Here is a 17,498-nt window from a genome sequence, read left to right on the forward strand (position 1 = left end):
GTCCACGACGGTGGACTTCGTTCGTCTAGCCGCGAATTCTATTCGCATCGGCACAGGGGCGAAATCCCTTATCCCAAATTCACGTTAGATACATTTATTGAGTATGTTGAGTGGCACTACCCACAAAACCATGAAATAATTTCAATGCTGCACAACAGGCAAAGGGTGCTAGTGCTCAAGCTAGCTCAACTCCAACGTGCTTTGCCTGGAGGGAAATAGTAATCAACTTGTCCTAGCCATCTAACGCTGTAACAGACTAGGTTCAAGAAGATTTCCGCAATGCGCTGACAGAAATGGAGAAGGTCGAAAAAGTCGCCAGTGCCTTAAGCGCTCTTTAGGAAAGGCGTGATCAAACCGCTTAAGACTCTGCCCCAAACGACAATAACGCGGCACATTTTTTCAAATCATCAGGCAGGCTATCTTCCTGTGTGCCTGATAAGCACTGATGATTTGGAAGTTGGCAGTTCGTGTGAAGGTCGTGAGATTTTACAAACTGAATCGAGTGAAGCGAAATATCAGGAAGGGTTTTGCTTGAACGCCCCACACCCCTGCTCTTTTCTGCGTTTGAGAACAAAGCAAAAGTTCGAGGTCGCTCGCGCGACGAAAGCGGAGACTAGAGCATTGGTGAGCCGGGTTCTAAGCCCCATTGCTGTTTCAGGAAGTGACGATACATCGCTTCGCGCATCAGCATTTGCTCATACAACTGGACGAGGAACTCTTGAGCCTGTTCACGGCTCATTTGCTGCACCTGGGTCTCGAACGACCGAATGCTGAATTGTTGTTCCAATGAAAGTTCTACAGGTTGACTCATACGTAATACACTCCAAATGAAAGAGAGTAGACCAATTACAGGATGACATGTCCCTTTTGTCAAGGTAGTTTATCCTGAACGAACCGGATGATTCTTCGAGGATTCCCTGACTCAGTTTCAAATCCTACACTTGATATTAAAAAAGATAACAAGCATTTGACAAAATAACCATCCGCCACTGGGGTAATAATTGCAGAGATAACCGTACATCTAGGGAGGGGCTTATGATTATCGGGTGGCTGATTTTAGCCTGGATCGGGGGAGTAGCAACGATCTTGGGGAGTTTGATGACGATCGCGAGTTTGATTTTCAGCGTCGTCATTGAGGGTGATTTGAAAGGAAAATTTAAGCTATTAGGATTTTCAATCGGATGTACGATCGCTGGTTTTTTAATACTGCGATTCGCTCCCGTTCCATTTGAGTAAGACGACTTCTTCTCGCAATTGCTCTTTGGTCGCAGTTGCCAAGCGGGTTCGGAACAGCTCAATATCGACGACTTCATAGCCGAGGGATTTGGCTAGGTCTGCAATCAGTTCTCCGGTGCGAATCATCACTCGAAAGTAAGAGGCTTGATCCCCGACGACATAAGCAAGTTGTGCTCCCGGTCGCAAGGCTTGCCGCAAGTCTGCTAAATGTCTTGCCATTCCGCCGAAATAGAGTTTTGTCGCTCGGGCATATTGCCGCTCAAAACCGCTAGTTTTTTTGAGTTCAATTCGTTTAGCTTCGATTTCGGCTGCGATGCGCTGAATTTCTGGATGGTTCGCGACCCATTGATCATCATCATCGGTTCGGTAAACGCCGCGAGAGTTCGATCGCATTAATCCCTGTTTCATCGATCGTAGGTCGATTTTCGTTTGCAGAAATCCCAAGACGACCGATTCTAAACGGGTAGCACGAGTGTAATCCTTCTCGTTGGGATACGGGGGCGACGTGATCACAGCATCGATCGAGTTCGGCTCTAAAACTTGTAATAAGCTGCGCGAGTCGGCATGGTGAACGGTTGCAGGAATCTCTTTCAATGGGTGAAGATGTTGCAGATCTCTTGAAATTTGCTGCATCTCATTCAGCCACAGTTCAATCACGGGCGCATCTTGTTTGGATTTTCCAACACTGACTTCTGGGGCGAATTTTAAATTGCTCACCGAATAGACAAGAATTTTTGCCAGGGCGAGTTTTTCGTAGCGATCGCAGTTTTCATCCCGATGTTGCTCTAATTGATCGAGTAAAACTAAGGCCTTGTGTAAAGGCAGTTCGCTGATGGAATTTTTCAGGAGTAACTGCGATCGCTCTTCATCTAACGTGCGTAACGGTTGATCCAGATTGGCATGGGCGAGTTCTGCAATTTGAGTGGCGTGAGCCATTAAGCGATCGGCTTCCATATGCCAATTCACTTTCGTGGTTCCCGCGAACCACGCCATTTTATTCGCTTCGACTCCGACACTGGGAATGCCTAATTTTTTGCATTCGACGACAGTTGTTCCCGTCCCGCAGAACGGATCGAGTACAGTTTGATCGGGTCGAATCGCAAAATCTTCGAGGTGTTTCTGAACTAAATGTGGCGGAAACGATAATACAAAGCGATACCAATCGTGAGCGGCACGATCGTGATCTCGAATGTGATTGAGATCAGAACTACGCCGCTGACGACGCGCTCGCACAGGATGAATGGGTAGATCGGGGATAGTAGGCTGATAATATTCCAACGGATTCAACAAGCGCGGTTTAGCACTGAATTGTAGAAGAGCGATCGATTTCTGGCAAGATTTTGCTTAGCGGTAACAATAACACAATGCTGCATTCGAGAACATTGCCAGAAATGCCGCAACATTAGAGTTTCAGCAACCCTAAATAAGGGAGCGATCGCTCAAATTTAATCAGTTCATCAACCCCTGCGATTTCTGTTTCATCTTCGCGAGAATGTTGTAGAAACCATTAGCACGAGAAGGAGTCAGGCTCACATCAAGTCCAGTTGCTTTGATAAAGTCAGGTGAAAGATCTATAACTTCTTGTGGGGTTAAACCACTTAAACCTTCCACTAAGAGAGCAACTAAGCCTTTGACTAATTGCGAGTCTGAGTCTCCCTGAAATTGAATTTTGTCATCTTCTAAATTCGCAACGACAAAGACTTGAGAGGCACAGCCAGCGACTTTATTTTCTGGTGTTTTTTCCGTTTCTGGAAACGGTTTGAGGCGTTGCGCCAGAGTGATCAAAAGTTCGTATTTGCGTTTCGGATCGGTCGAGCGAGCGAGACGTTGCACAATACGATCGAGTGCGGGTGGAAGTTGGGCGGATGACAGTGACATAACTCACGACTATCTAAGTCTTTGTTACTTAATTGTAATCTGTTCGGTTCGATCGTAGGTCAAATCTCCAAGGTCTGGGAGAACTTGGAGATCTGACCTCAACCCGATTACATCAACCTAGCGCATGGAATCCGCCAGGTTGGTGAGAGTCACAATTTTATGAGAGCCTCATTGCCGTCCCAAAGTTTTGCGTCCAGTAACCGTCATAGTAGCCCACTCCGATTTCTTGGAGATTGGGGTCGAGAATGTTTTGGCGGTGTCCGGGGCTATTCATCCAAGCTGTAACAACATCTTGAGCAGTCGGCTGCCCAAATGCGATGTTTTCTGCGGCTCTGGAATAGTTGTAGCCTTCTGCCCGCATACGATCCCAAGGTTGGGAGCCATCGCGACCTTGATGGCTGAAATAGTTATTGCCTGCCATGTCTTGGCTATGTTTTTCAGCCACATCATTCAGGGTGAGATTGAGGCTCAAAGGAGCTAAGCCAAACTGTGCCCGTTGTTGATTGGTCAGATCGAAAACCTGTTGTTCAAATGCACCAAAGCCTGCATTGGTGGATTGAACAGGGGCAGGAGGAGCGGGTTGCAGAGGGGGAGGACTGCTGGATTGGGATGGAACCGGGGTGAGGTTCGATCGAGTTGTGAGTTGAGTTTGGAAGCGTCCACCGAAGGCGGCTTGGTTTGCTTGCAGTATTTGATTCAGATGGTCAACTGAGCGAATAATCATGTTGATTTTCCTTGAATGACAATATGCAGAAAGCAACCTCATGCCAAATTTGACCTCGCATTGAGATCTGACGAAGATTGGTTTCTTGGGGCGATTAGCTCGATCGCCGATTAGACAACTGTGAAAACTTGCCTGAGTCCGAATAAGGTAAGACTCAATGAGGAAAGGAACACAATAAAAACCTGATTAGAGGATTGCTCGTACAGACTTATGGATTTAGAGTTCGTTGACAATGTACTGAGCAACAGTGTGATCAATATTGCGGTGGATGCACGGGGGTTAATGTAAAAGGAAAGTAAACTCTGTCTTTTGGCATATGTGCTACTTCTAATTTTGGAACAGGGCTACTTGCGGGAATTTGGGGGTCAAATTGGAAATTGACCCTAAAATCTAACTTCTAAGGTCAAGCTAAAATGTGCCAGTTGTTAATCTGATCGAAATTAGAGATGCGATCGCACACTTTTTCTTCATCGCAGCTTTAAACACGTCGAGGATACAGGTAATTATTTTGTTTCCATCCAGTTATTGCCTGATCGAATATCAACCACTAAAGGCACGCTCAACGAAACGGCATTTTCCATTACGGACTTAATTTTGGGCTGTAATTCTTGCCAAGCATCCGGTTCGACTTCAAACACCAATTCATCATGTACTTGCAAGAGCAATCTCGCTGGATAAGCTTTCAACACTTCATGTAAGTTCGCCATTGCAATTTTGATGATGTCAGCGCTAGACCCTTGAATCGGTGCATTTGCAGCGGCTCTGAGAGCTTGAGCTTCAAATTGGTCACGCAGTTTGATCTGATCGAGTTTAATCGTGTCAGGTGATGTGCCCCGCAGTTTGAGAAGTGACTCAGACGTGAAATTAAAATAGCGTCGTCGCCCTTTGATCGTTTCAACATAGCCATTGGCGATCGCTTCTCGTTGCATCTGCTGCAAATACTCGAAAACGCGGGAATAGCGATCGTTAAATCGTTCAATAAAGGTCTTCGCCTGAGAGGTTGGAACGCCTGCTTCTCGCGCAAATCGCTGCGCTCCCATGCCATAAATCACGCCGAAGTTAATAATCTTTCCGAGCCGCCGTTCTTCTGAGGAGATTTCATCTTTCTCCATTAATAGTCGAGCAGTGAGAGAGTGAACATCTTCATTGTTGCGATAGGTCTCCAGCAAGACAGGCTCTTGGCTCAGATGCGCTAAAATTCGCAACTCGATTTGAGAATAGTCTGCCGCAACCATAAGCCACCCGTCTTCAGGAATGAACGCCTTACGGATTTGACGACTAAATGCCGTCCGAATCGGAATGTTCTGCAAGTTAGGATCAGACGAGGATAGCCGACCTGTAGAAGTGACTGCCTGATTGAAATCGGTGTGAACGCGATCGGTCTTCGGATTGATCAAATTTGGCAGCGCATCGACATAGGTTGATTTCAGTTTTGATAAGGTGCGATGTTCCACGATCGCATCGACCACGGGATGATCGCCTTGTAGTTTATCCAGGGTTGCTGCATCGGTGGAATATCCTGTTTTCGTTTTGCGAGATTTCTTTTTATCGAGTCCTAGTTTTTCAAATAACAACTCACTCAATTGTTTCGGAGAACCGAGACTAAATTTCTGATTTGCCGAGGCATAGGCGCGTTCTTCGATCGCGGCTAGTTCTGTCTCTAAAGATTTTGAAAATTGGACGAGATAATCTCGATCGATTCTCACCCCGGTCGCTTCCATCTCAGCTAAAACAGGCTCTAAAGGCTGTTCAATTTCTAAAAGCAGCTTGTAGAGAGCAGGAATTGCTTCAAGTTCCGATTGCAGAAGCGGAACTAATCGAAACACAGTGTAAACATCCATTCCGCAATAGTCTGCGACTGCAGGAATGGCAATATCAGCAATGGTTTTACCTTTGGGAACGAGATCAGTATATTCTTTTGCGTGAATTCCTAAATTGCGATATCCGAGATCGCTAAGTTTATGACTCGCTTCAGGATTAAGAACATAGCTGGCTAACATTGTGTCGAACACAACACCAGCGAGTTCAATTCCTTGAAAGCGAAACACTAAGCGATCGAATTTTGCATTCTGGAATGACTTCGGATATTTCACGTCTTCAAGAATGGGACGCAGCGCTTCGAGCACGATCGCTTTATCGAGATTTGTGCCTTCGATATGACCGATCGGAATGTAAGCCATCGCATCGGATTCTGCACCCCAACAGCACCCAATTCCCACTAAATCAGCTTTGATCGGATCAAGATCGGTCGTTTCAGTATCCCAAGCGATCGTTTCTTTTGTCGTTTTTAAGCGATCGACGAGTTCTTTTAGTTTCGCTTCTGTATCAATAATTTGTGGAGTAATCTCGACTAATTCAAACTTTTCAGCATTTGCCGTATCTTCTGCGCTGAAAAACCATACATCCTCATCTGTATATTGTTTAACAACAGGTGTATTCGTTGCTGATTTTGCTGCACTTTCTGTTGTACTCAATTCGCCACTGAGTTGTCGCTTCCATTTCTCGATCTTGTTATAAAACGATTTGAATTCTAATCGTTCGATTAATGGCAGGAGTGTTTCTTCATCAAATCCCTGAAGTTTACAATCAGCCGGATCAATTTCTAGGGGCACATCTAAGTGAATTTGCGCCATCCATTGAGAATGCCGCGCGGCATCGATTCCTTCTTCTAATTTCTTTCTGACTGCACCTTTGATTTCCTCGATCGAGGCGTAGACATTTTCTAATGATCCATATGTTTTGAGTAACTGACTTGCCGTTTTCTCTCCAATCCCTTTCACACCAGGGATGTTATCGGATGTATCGCCACAAAGCGCTTTGAAATCTACGACCTGAGAAGGCAAAACCCCTAGCTTGAGTTTCACCTCTTCTACTCCAAATTCTTTCGGAGGCGGTGCGCCTTTGCCATAGCTGGTACTCATATATAAGATCTTGACTTTTTCGTCTGGATCAACCAGTTGAAACAAATCTCGATCGCCACTCAAAATCTTCACGTCGAAGCCTTCTTGACTGGCTCGCCGCGCCATCGTTCCGATTACGTCATCCGCTTCGTATCCGGGGACAACGACGATCGGTAAATTCATCGCCTTCAAAACTTCTTGGAGATTATCCAGATCTGGCTTAAAGTCTTCTGGCGTTTCAGGACGACCCGCTTTGTAAGTCTCGTCTGCGTCATGGCGGTACGTTGCGCCCCCTAAATCAAACGCGATCGCTAAATAATCCGGCTTTTCTGCTTCCACCGTTTCGAGCAAGGCTTTGAGAAAGCCGTAAGATACACTCGTCGGAATGCCAGATTTTGTTCGCAATCCACCATCGCGACCTTTCGCAAACGCATAATAGGCGCGAAATGCCAGCGAATGACCATCGACGAGAACGATTTTAGGGGAAGAAGTAGCGCTCAAAATATCGACTAACCAAAAAAGACAGATCTTATTGTAGCGATCGAACGCGAGTTAGACCCTCTGCCCAAGGTTAGCTTCCAAATTGGGCAACAAGGTTTGGTTGATCAATTCTTCGAGAGTCTGAAACTCTTCGGAATTCAGGTTGCCTTGACGATAAGTCTGATAACAATGCTGCAACGCCCACTTCACAGATTCGCGATCAGCGCGACGTTTGGCAGCCGTGCGAGCCGAAAACAGCGTGGGGTAATTTTGGCGATCGCTGACCGCCAAACGACAGCCGGGAAGCCAGCAATTGAAGATGTACCCCTCTGCGTCAGTCAAAATCTCAATGAGCCAGCCGTGATATTTTTCTTCAAACATGGTCAGAGTTGAAATAGCGAGCGGTGAAGGGAGGGCAAGCCTTGACATAAAAAACCTGCTCGCAACGAATCAAGCGAAACTCGTTACGAACAGGTGAGAAACTTCGGTTGATTTAGTTTGCGACTGCAATTTCCTCATTCACGGAGAGTGCAGCGCTTCCCTTTCCCAGCGACCGAAGCTCTTGCGCCGTTTGAACGCAAAGAGATTTCCCAGATTTCTCTGAATTCAGAATACTCAATTCGGGTGAAATTGCGGGGGAGAATTCGGGGAGTTTTCGGGGAGACAAAAAAGCGACATCTATCAAGAGTCAGATTATTGGAATCAACAGGGTGAGATCTGAATTTTGAAGAAGCAGAAAAAACCGAGGGCTGGAGTTGATGCTGTCGTTAATAAAGTTCTCATAATCGAACACCGTGTTTTTACGTAGATTTTTCTCAGGGTAAATACTGAAATATCAGCCAGGAAAATTGGTATCAAAAGCGATCGCTTTCGCAGAAAATTTAACCTCTAGCTCTCAAAAATGCGATGAGACTTAGGTTTTAGAAGATACGCAGCTAGAGAAAAGTTGAGCGTTCCCGCTAAATCATATCTTCAAGATTCTCTTAAGAAGGTTGTCATTCTCCGTAAATACCAGTAAGCTCTTAAATAAGTTAAGTCGTGTGTACCAGCATCTATCGCTTGTCCTAATCAATCAGAATTTTGATCGATCGCTGTTGCGGCAATATCAGGGGCTTAGATTAACTCAAACGAATCTAAAACAGGGTTGCACTTCCACTCGCCTAAGAATATGTGGTTTCAGAGTCCTGAGATCAGGCTCAAACTTGCCATGCATTCAAATCTAGGGCGAAAAAGATGAAAAATCCTTGAAGTTGTGATTCAGCGCCATGGTCAAATCTTATCCCAGCCTGCATCCTCACCGATTACTGCTTCGTCTCATTCATCAGCGTTTGACGGGATGCTTGAAAGTCGAAACCAGTATTGCGGACTGGTCAATCTACTTCAGTGAAGGCGAACTGACCTTTGCCACCAGTTCTCTTAGCCCATTTGAAAGACTAGATCGGCATTTGGGGCGGTTGAGTCAGCATATTCCCACCCTAGGCGGTGCAGTACGATCGCAGGTTCGTGCTTTGTTCGATCGTAAGCCGCTCACTAATCACAGTCGGATTAGCCCGGATTATCAAGCGATTTTAAGATTAGTCGAACAACAATATCTATCGATCAGTGAAGCCCAACAGTTGATCAAGCAGTTGGCTCAAGAAGTGCTCACCGGATTTTTGATGCTGTATGAAGGTGAAACTCAAGTCATTGAACGTGCAGAGTTTGATCCCTATCCAGAGCTTTGCCGAATTGAGCTTTTGCCGCTCCTTGCACAACGGTATCAGCCTGCTAAAACAACGGCAACGATAGTCCGTGATCGAGCAGTTGGCGATCGAACACTTGGAGATCGAACAGTTGCTGTTGCCCCAGTGATGGAGCGTCCGATTCAGACTTTAGAAGTTCCCTCAAAGCCTGTTCAAGCCTGTACACGATCGTACAAAATCATTTGCATTGATGATAGCCCCTCAATTTTGCAAGCGATCCAGAGCTATCTTGACGAGCAGTTTACGGTCTTCATGATTCATGATCCTCTCAAAGCCGTCATGCAAATCATGCGGCAGAAGCCGGATCTGATTCTCTTAGATGTAGGGATGCCGAACTTAGATGGATATGAGCTTTGTTCGATGTTGAGACGACATCCCGGTTTTCAAGCAACCCCGATCATCATGGTGACTGGACACACTGGATTCATCGATCGAGCCAGAGCCAAATTAGTGGGAGCGTCTGGATATTTAACAAAACCGTTTACGCAAGCTGACCTACTTCAAACTGTAGCTCAGTATCTTCCAACAAGAGGATAGAGAGAAATACAGGAAGCATCTCCCCACCTCCCCACTCCCCACCTCTCTACTCCCCACTCCCACCTTTACCCCGCCTAGGCTTTACTAACCGATGATGAGTACAGTTTTAATTGTCGAAGATACCCCGTCAGAACGTGAGCTTCTCAGCCACTACTTACAAGAAAGCGGTTACATCGTGATTGAGGCTGTGAGTGCCAAAGAAGCACTCGACAAAGTTGCAGAACAGAAGCCTGATGTTGTCGTGACGGATGTCGTCATGCCCGGAATGAGCGGCTTTGCACTCTGTCGGGCACTCAAAAAACATCCCGTAACCGAAGATGTCCCAATCATTATTTGCACTTCTAAAAACCAAGATATCGATCGACTTTGGGGGATGAAGCAGGGCGCAGATGTCTACATCACGAAACCATTCACCCGTGACCAGTTTATCCGTGCTGTTCAATCTGTAGGAGGCTGAAGACATGCAAAGTTCAGCAATTACTCTGCGCCCAATCCCAGATCGCTTGGGGCAGATGTATCTCAAATTTGATTTGGGTGCAAAGATTTCTGTTGTCGTTCCAATGACTTATGTGCGAGAAGCGATTTCTCGATCGCTGCAACAACTCACCCCTATGCCTGATATGCCATCTTATGTGCTGGGACTGATGCATCGTCAGGGACAGGTGATGTGGGTGATTGATCTGGCGAATCTACTCGATGTTGGCGGAATTCCTGCCCCGATTCATTCTCCAGTATCCGCACAGGATTTGCTAATTCTGCGGGTCGGTTCTACCTCTTTTGCGATCGCCGTTCAACACATTCATGGCTCCATCTGGTTTCCCGCTGCCGATATCCAGCCTTCACTCAGTCATGCAACTGCAAGATTCTCACATTACTTAAGCGGGTGTGTGTTGCAAAAACAGGAAGTGTTATTTGTCTTGGATGCTGAAGCGATCGTTCAGTCGCCGAACTTTCAGCCTCAAGCTTAAACCATCAAGCTTCAACAATATTGCCCGATTCACGTTCTCCCCAAGATACTTACTTGACTCATGGTTGATCAATTGTCTTCTACAAATTCAAGAGTGTTCCCGACTCAATCTGCCTATACAATGGCGGATGCTGCGCGATTGCAATCGCGTCGCGCCTTGCCCGACTGGCTCAATCGCATGAGCTTAAAGCAAAGAACTGCACTCTTAGCAGTTGTACTCAGTACGGTTCCGATTGCGACGATGGGCGCGATTAATTACGTTCTCGCGGATCACGCAATCACACAGCAAGTGACTGGCGCACAGCAATTAGCTGCAACTCGACTGAGCGATTTGATCAGTCGATACATGTCACAGCGCTATGCAGAAGTTCAAGCGTTGGCAAACTTCCCATTGCTGAGCGAAACTACTCCCCGGAATGCAACCAGCCAAGCAGATAGGAATGCTGCCCTCACCCGCATCGCTCAAGCCTATGGCAACTACAGCGATGTTGCCATCTTTGATCTCGATGGCAATGTGCTTGTGCAAGCGGGCGATCGCTCAAATTCCAATCAAATCGGTCAAGCTTACTTTCAAGAAGCCATTCGCAATAACCGTGCTGGAATTAGTCAACCGATGATAAGCGCGGATGGAAAACGCACTGAAGTCTTTCTCACAGCTCCAGTGCGAGATACTCAGACCGGAAGAACAATCGGGATTGTGCGGGCGACCTTACCACTCGAGAAAATGTCTGACCATCTCGTGACCTACACGCTGATTGGGCGAGAATACAGCATCATTGATCCAGCGACAAATCGAGTCATTCTCACCTCGCGTCCAGAGCGCTTTAATCAAGAAGCGCCCGCCATATTTCCTGAATTTTCGCAGATTGCATCTGCGGCAAAAGTGAATACAAGATCGGTGAGTGAATCTCAAGGAGCGTACATTTTCACGTATAGTCCTTGGACAAAGTTAGACAATCTGCCGGAACTAAACTGGCATTTGGTACTCGGGAACAACGTTGAGAATGCCTTTAAGAGCCGTAAAACTCTGCTCATTGCTTTAGCGACGAGTAGCGTGATTGTAACTGTGATTGTCGGTTGGATTGCAATGATCCTAGCAAATCGCCTCACTCGTCGAATTGTGTCAGTTGCAAAAGCTGTGCAGCGCATTGGGCAAGGGCAACTCGATACGCGACTGCGAATGGTTGGTGATGACGAGATTACTTTGCTCGGGAGCAATATCAATTACATGGCAGGGCAACTGCAAAAGCTGATCTTTGAACAAACGCAGACCTCACAGAACTTGCAGCGATTGAATGAAGCAACTTTCAATATTCGCAAGACTTTAGACTTCAATTTGATTATGCAAGCGGGGGTCAATGAAGTTCGCAAGCTCATTGATGTCGATCGCTCAATTGTCTACTTATTTGATGAGCACTGGAAAGGTCGAATTGTCGCAGAATCTGTTGGGTTAGAGTTTTCTGCAGCATTAGGCACTCAGATTACAGATCCCTGTTTTGCAGAGCATTTCATCGAGAAGTATCGGAAAGGGCATGTGCAAACGATCTCAAATATCGCAGATGCGGATCTCGACCCGTGCTATCGCGGGCAGTTGGAAGCGTTCCAGGTGAAAGCTAACATTGTTGCTCCAATGGTTGTCGATGGCAATTTGATCGGGCTATTAGTTGGGCATCATTGCACGGCTCCGCACTACTGGGAGTCTTGGGAAATTAACTTGTTCACTCAGATTGCAGTGCATTTAGGCAATGCGCTGGAGCAAGTAAAGCTCACCGAGCAGCAGCAGCGAGTGACAAGTATTCAAGCCCTAGCAGAAGAACGTCAGCAAACTCAAGAAGCCTTACAAACTCAACTCCTGCAACTGCTGCGCCATGTAGAGCGGGCTGCCATGGGAGATTTGACTGTGCGGGCGGATGTGACAACGGGCGAGATTGGGACGGTGGCAGACTTCTTTAACTCGATCGTAGAAAACCTCCAGCATTTAGTCGGTCAAGTGAAAGAAGCGTCGCTCCAGGTCAATTCTTCACTCGGGAGCCACGAATATGCCGTGCGCGAGTTGGCGCATGATGCGCTGAAACAGGCGGAGGAAACCTCGGCAACCGTTCAATCGGTCCAGAAAATGATGGAATCGATCGAAGCGGTGGCTCAAAGTGCGCAGAAAGCTGCAGAAGTCAGTCGAACGGCAGCCGTGACCGCAGAAACAGGTGGGACTGCCATGGAGTTGACGGTACAGCAAACCTTAGGATTGCGGCATACGATCGGAGATACGGCTAAGAAAGTCAAACGGTTGGGAGAATCTTCGCAGCAGATTTCTAAAGCGGTCTCGTTGATTAATCAAATCACGGTTCAGACGAACTTACTTGCGATTAATGCTGGAATTGAAGCAGCACGAGCGGGCGATGACAGCCAGGGATTTGCAGCGATCGCGGAAGAAGTCGCGGCGCTAGCCGCACGGGCAGCGGACGCAACTCATGAGATTGAACAGTTAGTTGCAGGGATTCAAAGAGAAACGAATGATGTCGTCGAAGCGATGGAAGAGGGAACATCTCAGGTCGTTGAGGTGACGCACTATGTCGAAAACGCGAAGCAAAGTCTAGAACAGATTGTCTCTGTCTCGCATCAGATTGATCAGTTGGTGCAGTCTATCTCAACGGCGACGGTTTCCCAGGTTGAAACGTCTCATACGATTACGAATTTGATGCAGGATATTGCTCAGATTGCAGAGCGGACTTCTGATTCGTCAGTTGAGGTGTCAAATTCACTGCGGAAAACGGTAGATATTGCTCAAGAACTTCAACAATCGGTTGGGACATTTAAGGTGAACTAGTTGTTTGTCAAGTTGAGCCTGATTCACCTGACTGAACTCCTAGACATTTCGAGAACCTAAATTTTCAAACCCACATCAAACTTTCAATCTTGACTTATGCCAAACGAAAAGGAAAACGAAATCCGGCGGCAGTTTCTAGATGAAGCACAAGAATATATTACGAGCTTGGAAGCTTCGATTTTAGAAATTTCTCAGACGAGCAATGCGACGACTATCAATGCGGCACTCCGAGTCACGCACTCGCTCAAAGGAGGAGCCGCAATGATGGGCTTTAAGTTACTCAGCGAGCTAGCGCATCATCTAGAAGATGCGCTGAAAGTCTTTAAGATCAACGATAGTACCTTACCAGATGCGGAAACTGGGCACTTGTTGCTGCTAGCTGTAAGCTGTCTCTATCAGATTGTTGATTTTGAGCGCTATGGTGAAGCAATTAATCCAACTTGGATTAGTAAAGAAGTTGAGCCAATTTTCACAGCACTGCGATCGCGTTTAGGCGATCCTCAAGATGAAACGGCTGCATCCGTTTTGTCGATGGAGAACAATCAAGACTTAGTTCCTTTGCTGTTTGAAACAGAAGTCGAAGAATGCCTTCAGCGTCTTGAGACTGTCCTTGACAGCCCGAATCAGTCTTGCCTGCGCGAAGAAGCAACCTTACTCGCACAAGAGCTAGGCGGATTAGGCGAGATGTTGCAGTTGCATGATTTTAGTCAGCTTTGTGACACGATCGAGCAACAGATTGCTACCGCTTCAAATGATTTACTCATTTTTGTTACACGGGCTGCACTGCAAACTTGGCGACGTGCACAGGTTTTAATTTTAGCAGGGCAGCTTGATCAGATTCCTCTGGAAATGGATGCAGTTGAAATTAATCCAACGATACCTGCACAAGTTGTACAAACGATTTCGGCCACGGCTGACGTGGAAGACCCCAACACCACTGTGAGAGTTTCACTGCGTCAGTTGAATCATTTACAAGATTTGTTTGGTGAATTGACGATCGATCGCAACGGGCTGGATCTGAATTTGAAACGACTCCGAGGTCTAATCCGCCAGTTATCTCAACGACTTCAGACGTTACAGCATGTCAATTATGAGCTAAGAACCGTTTACGATTCTGTTGCTTTGACAAACGCCCCTGTTGCCGTTGCATCTGTGAGAAGTAGTTCGCTACTCACAGAGTTTGATCGGCTAGAAATGGATCAATACACAGACATTCATTTGCTCTCTCAGCAAGTCATCGAAACGATTGTGCAATTGCAGGAAGTTGCAGATGATCTCAGTTTAGGCTTAGACGAGACTGAGCAGAATGCTCGAAATTTAACAAAATCCTCAAAGCAACTGCAATCTGGGTTTACGCGCCTGAAGATGCGACCTTTAGCAGAATTGGTCGATCGCTTTCCGCGAGCCTTGCATGACTGGTGTGTGGAATATGGCAAGCAGGCAAAATTGACGATCACAGGAGAGTCGATTTTGCTCGATCGCAGTGTGATCGAAACGCTGCAAGATCCCTTACTACATCTGCTCCGAAATGCCTTCGATCATGGAATTGAAACGCCGGAAGCTCGAATTGAGCGAGGTAAGTCTCCAGAAGGTCGGATTGAGATTCAAGCCATGCAGCAAGGCAATCGGACGTTGATTACAGTTCGAGATGATGGCGAAGGCATTGCGATCGACAAAATTCGCGATCGCGCGGCTCAGATCGGACTCGATCCGGCTTTACTTGAAGTTGCGAGTGAAACAGAATTACTGTCTCTGATCTTTGAGCCTGGGTTTAGTACGAGCGATCGTGTCACTGAACTATCCGGGCGCGGGGTCGGCATGGATGTTGTTCGCACACATCTGCAACAGATTCGGGGCGAGATTACGATTAATACTCAAGTCGGAGTCGGCACAACCTTTACACTATCTGTTCCAGCGACGCTCTCCACTGTGCGCGTAGTCCTTGCGGAAAGTCATGGCATGTTGCTAGCAATTCCGAGTGAAGCGATTGCTGAAGTTACGATCTTTGAACCAGAGCAGGTGATTCAAACTGGAATTGGCGAAGCGATCGAGTATCAAGGGCAGCCGATTTCTCTAATTCGACTCCAGCGACATCTGAACTTCAACTGTATTCGTGCTCGGCATAGCTATGAAACACCTCCTCTGCTGCACTCTGAAAGTGTCGTCATCATCCAGCAAGGCGGAAAACTGACAGCGCTACAAGTCGATCGCTGTTGGACGGATCAAGAAGTCACTGTACGATCGCTCTCCAACCTCTTACCTCTGCCTTATGGCTTTAATGGTTGTGCAATCTTGGGCGATGGGCGCGTGGTGCCGTTGGTGAATGTTCCAGAGTTCTTATATCAGGTTACGGCTCCGCCTAGCCAACCTTCTTTACCTGCCTTATTGAGTGCGGCTTCCAGCGTTTCTTTGCCGACTTTGCCAAGTGTTCTCGTGGTCGATGATTCGATTAATGTGCGACGATTCCTAGCATTGACGCTTTCTCGATCGGGCTATCAAGTCGAAGAAGCGAAAGACGGACAAGATGCGATCGAGCGATTAGAAGCAGGTTTAGCCGTGCAAGCGATCGTCTGTGATATTGAGATGCCCAGGTTAGATGGATTTGGGTTACTGACAAAATTAAAAGCAAATCAGAAGTTCAATCATATCCCGGTGACGATGCTGACTTCTCGAAGTGGAGATAAGCATCGTCAGCTCGCGAATCAGCTTGGTGCGGCGGCTTATTTCTCCAAACCATACAACGAGCAAGTCCTGTTGCAGACCTTAGATCACTTGATTCATGCGTAAAACAAAACCCGCCTAAGCGGGTTCATCCCATTGCTGGAAATTGATTGAAAAAGTTCTGTTTACGATCGAGCATTCCAAGTCTGAGCTGCATCACTCAAAGCTTGATCAACGGTCTTCTGTTTCAGCATTGCTGCTTGCAGATTTTCGTAAATGGTTTGCTGCAAAGTCTTGATGTTCTTAATCACAGGAATCAGGACTTCTGCTTCTTTGAGTTGTCCAGCACTCACGACTCTAGCTTTGTCGATGCCAGTTGCATTCTCAGGTAATTTTGTGAAATAAGGATCTTCGGCTGCTTTTACAGTCGAAGGCAACACATTCGCCGCTTTGGCAAATTCAAGCTGATTGGCATTATTGGTCAGAAACAGTGCAAACTTCAACGCCGCATCGGGTTGATCGGTATCCCTGGGAATCGCGACATTCATCACCGCTACATTTTTCTTGCGCGTATCGCCTGTGATTTGAGGCGCAGATTCTGAAGCTTGCGCGATCGTCGGGGCATTTTTCGCGATCGATTTCAAAAATTCGGCTCCCGATGCCAAAATCGCCGTATTGCCTTGTTGATAAAGATCGATCGCATGACGATGCCCTTCGGTTAACACTTCTTTCGGCATCAAGCCATTCTGATAGAGATCCACCCAATACTGAAACGCCGCTTTCCCTTGAGGCGAATTAAAAGCTGCTTTGCCCTGGTCATCAACCAGCTTCACTCCCATTTGCACAAAGGATTCCATCACTTCACCAGAATCACTAGGAACAACGGTTGCGAAAAAGGCGTATTTTCCAGTTTTCTCTTTGATCTGCTTTGCGGCTTGTGCAAGTTCAGCGTAAGTTGCAGGCGGTTTTGTAATGCCTGCTTTTTTCAGCAGATCCGTGTTGTAAATGGCAACGCGCGTCGTCAGATACCAAGGAATCCCAAACGTTTTGCCATTTAAGGTGCTCGCTTGCCAAATTCCAGGAAAATATTGATCTTTTACATCGGCTGGAATCTTCTCATCAAGCGTCATCCAGGCATTGCGCTCAGCAAGCTGTGAGGCAAATCCAGGATTGAGATTGACAACATCCGGAGCCGTCTTTGCCGCAACCGACGTTAAAATTTTTCGCTCCATTTCTGCCCAAGGCACATCTGTCCAGCGAACTTTAACGCCAGGATTTTCCTGTTCAAACTTTGCAAACAAAGATTTGAAATAGTCATCAAACTGCGGACTCAGTTGCATTGTCCAAAAATCAATTTGCCCTGTGGCTGAAGTCCCCGCATTTGGCGTACCTCCGCCACAACTCACTAGCCAACTGAGGACAACCCCCAATAGCGAAAAAATCGCAAATGTCTTCCAAGTTCTACTTTGACGCATGAATTTGATCAAAAAATGACAGGACTCGATTGTAGTTCATCACTTTACCGAGTCCTGTCATTTCTCGAAACCGC

General features: G+C 46.7%; 13 protein-coding genes. 6 read left to right on the top strand and 7 right to left on the bottom strand.

What is annotated here, in order from left to right:
- Positions 1-613 precede the first annotated feature (613 nt).
- The gene (locus tag ACMUEV_RS26175) at positions 614-811 is read right to left on the bottom strand and encodes an NblA/ycf18 family protein (RefSeq protein WP_017286149.1); all 198 of its coding nucleotides are present in this window, start codon (positions 809-811) and stop codon (positions 614-616) included.
- A 224-nt stretch (positions 812-1,035) separates the two neighbouring features.
- Between ACMUEV_RS26175 and ACMUEV_RS26180 the strand changes: the two genes are divergently transcribed.
- A complete protein-coding gene (locus ACMUEV_RS26180) occupies positions 1,036-1,236 on the top strand; it encodes a hypothetical protein (RefSeq protein WP_017286148.1) in 201 nt (66 codons plus the stop codon).
- Here ACMUEV_RS26180 and ACMUEV_RS26185 read toward each other — a convergent pair.
- From ACMUEV_RS26185 to ACMUEV_RS26205, 5 genes are all read right to left on the bottom strand, one after another.
- Positions 1,201-2,514, bottom strand: a complete 1,314-nt coding sequence (locus ACMUEV_RS26185; RefSeq protein ID WP_199329760.1) for a DNA methyltransferase — start codon at positions 2,512-2,514, stop codon at positions 1,201-1,203. The genes ACMUEV_RS26180 and ACMUEV_RS26185 overlap by 36 nt on opposite strands.
- Positions 2,515-2,685: 171 nt before the next feature.
- Positions 2,686-3,114 carry a SufE family protein gene (locus ACMUEV_RS26190; protein ID WP_190653718.1) on the bottom strand — a complete coding sequence of 143 codons (429 nt, stop codon included), beginning with the start codon at positions 3,112-3,114 and terminating at the stop codon, positions 2,686-2,688.
- Positions 3,115-3,271: 157 nt separating this feature from the next.
- The gene (locus tag ACMUEV_RS26195) at positions 3,272-3,838 is read right to left on the bottom strand and encodes a CAP domain-containing protein (RefSeq protein ID WP_199329761.1); all 567 of its coding nucleotides are present in this window, start codon (positions 3,836-3,838) and stop codon (positions 3,272-3,274) included.
- A 503-nt stretch (positions 3,839-4,341) separates the two neighbouring features.
- The gene (polA, locus tag ACMUEV_RS26200) at positions 4,342-7,239 is read right to left on the bottom strand and encodes a DNA polymerase I (RefSeq protein WP_190653720.1); all 2,898 of its coding nucleotides are present in this window, start codon (positions 7,237-7,239) and stop codon (positions 4,342-4,344) included.
- A gap of 51 nt (positions 7,240-7,290) precedes the next feature.
- Positions 7,291-7,647 carry a hypothetical protein gene (locus ACMUEV_RS26205; protein WP_190653721.1) on the bottom strand — a complete coding sequence of 119 codons (357 nt, stop codon included), beginning with the start codon at positions 7,645-7,647 and terminating at the stop codon, positions 7,291-7,293.
- An 836-nt stretch (positions 7,648-8,483) separates the two neighbouring features.
- Here ACMUEV_RS26205 and ACMUEV_RS26210 point away from each other — a divergent pair.
- The 5 genes from ACMUEV_RS26210 (at position 8,484) to ACMUEV_RS26230 (ending at position 16,075) form a co-directional block, all read left to right on the top strand.
- The gene (locus tag ACMUEV_RS26210; RefSeq protein ID WP_017286141.1) at positions 8,484-9,497 is read left to right on the top strand and encodes a response regulator; all 1,014 of its coding nucleotides are present in this window, start codon (positions 8,484-8,486) and stop codon (positions 9,495-9,497) included.
- A gap of 91 nt (positions 9,498-9,588) precedes the next feature.
- On the top strand, positions 9,589-9,954 hold the full coding sequence (locus tag ACMUEV_RS26215; protein WP_071596139.1) for a response regulator transcription factor: 366 nt from the start codon (positions 9,589-9,591) through the stop codon (positions 9,952-9,954).
- A 4-nt stretch (positions 9,955-9,958) separates the two neighbouring features.
- Positions 9,959-10,465 (top strand): chemotaxis protein CheW, encoded by a 507-nt coding sequence (locus tag ACMUEV_RS26220; protein ID WP_017286139.1) that lies wholly within the window; start codon positions 9,959-9,961, stop codon positions 10,463-10,465.
- 60 nt (positions 10,466-10,525) lie between these two features.
- Positions 10,526-13,288: a methyl-accepting chemotaxis protein gene (locus tag ACMUEV_RS26225; protein ID WP_190653722.1), complete on the top strand. Its 2,763-nt coding sequence runs from the start codon at positions 10,526-10,528 to the stop codon at positions 13,286-13,288.
- A gap of 96 nt (positions 13,289-13,384) precedes the next feature.
- Positions 13,385-16,075, top strand: coding sequence for a hybrid sensor histidine kinase/response regulator (locus ACMUEV_RS26230; RefSeq protein ID WP_017286137.1), 2,691 nt, complete (start codon positions 13,385-13,387; stop codon positions 16,073-16,075).
- A gap of 59 nt (positions 16,076-16,134) precedes the next feature.
- Here the strand turns inward: ACMUEV_RS26230 and ACMUEV_RS26235 are convergent, their stop codons facing one another.
- Positions 16,135-17,424 carry an ABC transporter substrate-binding protein gene (locus ACMUEV_RS26235; protein ID WP_190653723.1) on the bottom strand — a complete coding sequence of 430 codons (1,290 nt, stop codon included), beginning with the start codon at positions 17,422-17,424 and terminating at the stop codon, positions 16,135-16,137.
- Positions 17,425-17,498: the final 74 nt, after the last annotated feature.

The organism is Leptolyngbya sp. FACHB-1624 (genome assembly GCF_047649235.1).
Lineage (GTDB): Bacteria > Cyanobacteriota > Cyanobacteriia > Leptolyngbyales > Leptolyngbyaceae > Leptolyngbya > Leptolyngbya boryana.